Genomic DNA, 2,340 nt, shown 5'->3' with positions numbered 1-2,340 from the left:
GTGAAGAGCGTCCTGGGTGTGTTCGATTCGCACGCGCCTCCGCCAAGCGAATCCTTGAGTGCGAAAAGGACGGGATGACTTCTGTCGTCTCGTCCTTTTCACGTCTTCCGGCGCGCTACGGTTGGCTCTTGGAGTGAAGCTTGTGCACTCGTGCGCCCTGCTGGTCTATGATGTGTGTGCGGGGGCCGAAAGGGTACTTAAGTATCGAGTATTCCGGTGATAGAGCGGGGGAGGCCCTGGTGACAGATATTCTTGACAATTCAGGTGGATCATCAGATTCGGCGCCCCCAAAGTGGCGCCGCTTCTCGTCTGGCGCCGCTTCTCCTGATCAGAAGAGCCGAATCCGTCGTTGGCTGATCTGGGGTGGCGTCGCTCTGGTCGGTCTTGCCGTGATGACAGGATCGCTCGTCTACACAGAGCGTTCCGACTTCTGTAAGTCGTGTCATGAGATGACGCCGTACTACTCCGCATGGCAGGCGAGCGGTCACGTGTCGAAGGCAGAGTGCGTCGATTGCCATGTGAACCCGGGCGTCATCGCGCACCTCGCGCACAAGCCGATCGCCCTCAAGGAGCTCTATAACCACTTCACGAAGGACAACCGATTCCCAAACTACGGGGTCGAGGTTCCCGACAGCCGATGCGTCGGCTGTCACCCTAAGGTCGACAAGAAGATCGGGACTCGCTTCTCGCATGTCTTGCATCAGAAGAACGCGCGATGCCAGGAGTGTCATGCGACGGCCGGTCACGAGGTTTCGCTCGCTTCACTGAGCGCCGCGGGAATCCTTAAGACCGGTGCGGGTATGCCGCCGGTGCCGACCGGCGTAACACCATCTGTTGCACCCGGCCACAAGACTGTCGTCTGTCAGAAGTGTCACGACCAGGCGAAGATGAAGTGCTCGTTGTGTCACCAGGCACCGCACGATAAGAAGGGTGAGTGCTCGGACTGCCATACGACGAGTGGGGCCGCGTCCCGCGGAGTGGTGTAACTTCCGCGCGATTCCCCGTGCCGCAGTCTACCTGATCGGCGCGAGCAGCGCCTCGTAGGCCTCCTTCCCGTCCTGGGGCGCTCCGATCCTGGACATCGACTCGATCCCGATGTAGCGCCGCCCCACCGCCCACTCGTCGTGCTGCTCGAGGAGAACGGCTCCGGTCAGCCTGAGCGCGGAAGCGCGGTTCGGGAAGATCCCCACGACATCGGTCCTGCGCTTGATCTCCTTGTTGACCCGCTCGAGCGGGTTGGTCGAGGCGATCTTGGACCAGTGATCCCGCGGGAACGCCATATGGGCGATGAGGTCGTCCTCGGCGTCGAAGAGAAGCGCGGCGAGCTTCGGATAGCGGCATTGAAGCCCGTCCGCGATGAGGCGCAGCTGGGCTCTCGCGTCTTCGATCGTCCCGGCGGCAAAGACGGTGCGGATGGCCGAGGCGGCCATGTTGCGGGCTTCCTTGGGGACATGGACGAGCGCGTTGCGCATGAAGTGCACGCGGCACCTCTGCCAGCTCGATCCGGCGAATACGCTGAATACCGCCTCCTTGAGGCCGAGATGCGCGTCAGAGATGACGAGATCGACACCGGAGAGTCCGCGTGAAACGAGGCTTCTTAGGAACTCCGTCCAGAACGCCCCGTCCTCGCTCGGGCCGATGTCGAGGCCAAGGACCTCGCGCTCTCCCTTCTCCGTGACACCGGTCGCGACCACGGTCGCCACTGAGACAACACGCGAGTTCTCCCGGCACTTGAGATACGTGGCGTCCAGCCAGACATAGGGATAGCGGGCGAGAAGCGGGCGCGAGAGGAAGTCTGCGACCGTCTCGTCGATCTCCGCGCAGATGCGGCTCACGCTCGACTTCGAGACGCCGGTCATGCCAAGCGCGGTCACAATGTCGTCCACTTTCCGGGTGGAAACGCCGTGGACATAGGCTTCCTGGATGACGGAGAGCATCGCGCGGTCGATCCGGCGCCTCGGCTCGATAAGCGAGGGCATGTAGCTGCCCTCACGCAGCTTCGGGATCTTGAGCTCGATCGCTCCGGCTTGCGTGTCCCACATTCGCTCACGGTAGCCGTTGCGCTGGGTGACGCGCCCGTCCGTGCGTTCGTGCTTCTCCGCGCCGATCTGCTGCGAGACCTCGAGTTCCATAAGCGCCTGGGCGAGCATGCGGACCCCATCGCGCAAGAAGTCCACATCTCCTCCCCGGGCGGCCTTGCTCAAGAAGTCGTGCAGTTCCATGCTGGTGCTGGCCATCGTGTGTCCTTTCTCCGAATGCTTGGTCGCTTCGAAGAATCACACGGTGGCCGCCTGTTTCTCAAGCAGGCGGCCTATTTACACCACATGGCGGGACGTGACC

At 62.4% G+C, this 2,340-nt stretch carries 2 protein-coding genes; one reads left to right on the top strand and one right to left on the bottom strand.

What is annotated here, in order from left to right:
• The first annotated feature begins 167 nt into the window (after positions 1–167).
• The gene (locus tag Q8S25_RS00020; RefSeq protein WP_371131561.1) at positions 168–986 is read left to right on the top strand and encodes a cytochrome c3 family protein; all 819 of its coding nucleotides are present in this window, start codon (positions 168–170) and stop codon (positions 984–986) included.
• Between the two features lie 27 nt (positions 987–1,013).
• Here the strand turns inward: Q8S25_RS00020 and Q8S25_RS00015 are convergent, their stop codons facing one another.
• Positions 1,014–2,237 carry an IS256 family transposase gene (locus Q8S25_RS00015; RefSeq protein ID WP_305533608.1) on the bottom strand — a complete coding sequence of 408 codons (1,224 nt, stop codon included), beginning with the start codon at positions 2,235–2,237 and terminating at the stop codon, positions 1,014–1,016.
• Positions 2,238–2,340: the final 103 nt, after the last annotated feature.

The organism is Sediminibacterium sp., assembly GCF_030695065.1.
GTDB lineage: Bacteria > Bacteroidota > Bacteroidia > Chitinophagales > Chitinophagaceae > Sediminibacterium.
Note: the sequence above shows the minus strand (reverse complement) of the source record. Positions and strands in the feature narration are given on the sequence as shown.

What these genes read in the sequence shown, in the direction of transcription:
- Q8S25_RS00020 (WP_371131561.1), top strand. Translation starts at nt 168, where the DNA reads ATGATGTGTGTGCGGGGGCCGAAAGGGTACTTAAGTATCGAGTATTCC.
- Q8S25_RS00015 (WP_305533608.1), bottom strand. Translation starts at nt 2,237, where the DNA reads ATGGCCAGCACCAGCATGGAACTGCACGACTTCTTGAGCAAGGCCGCC.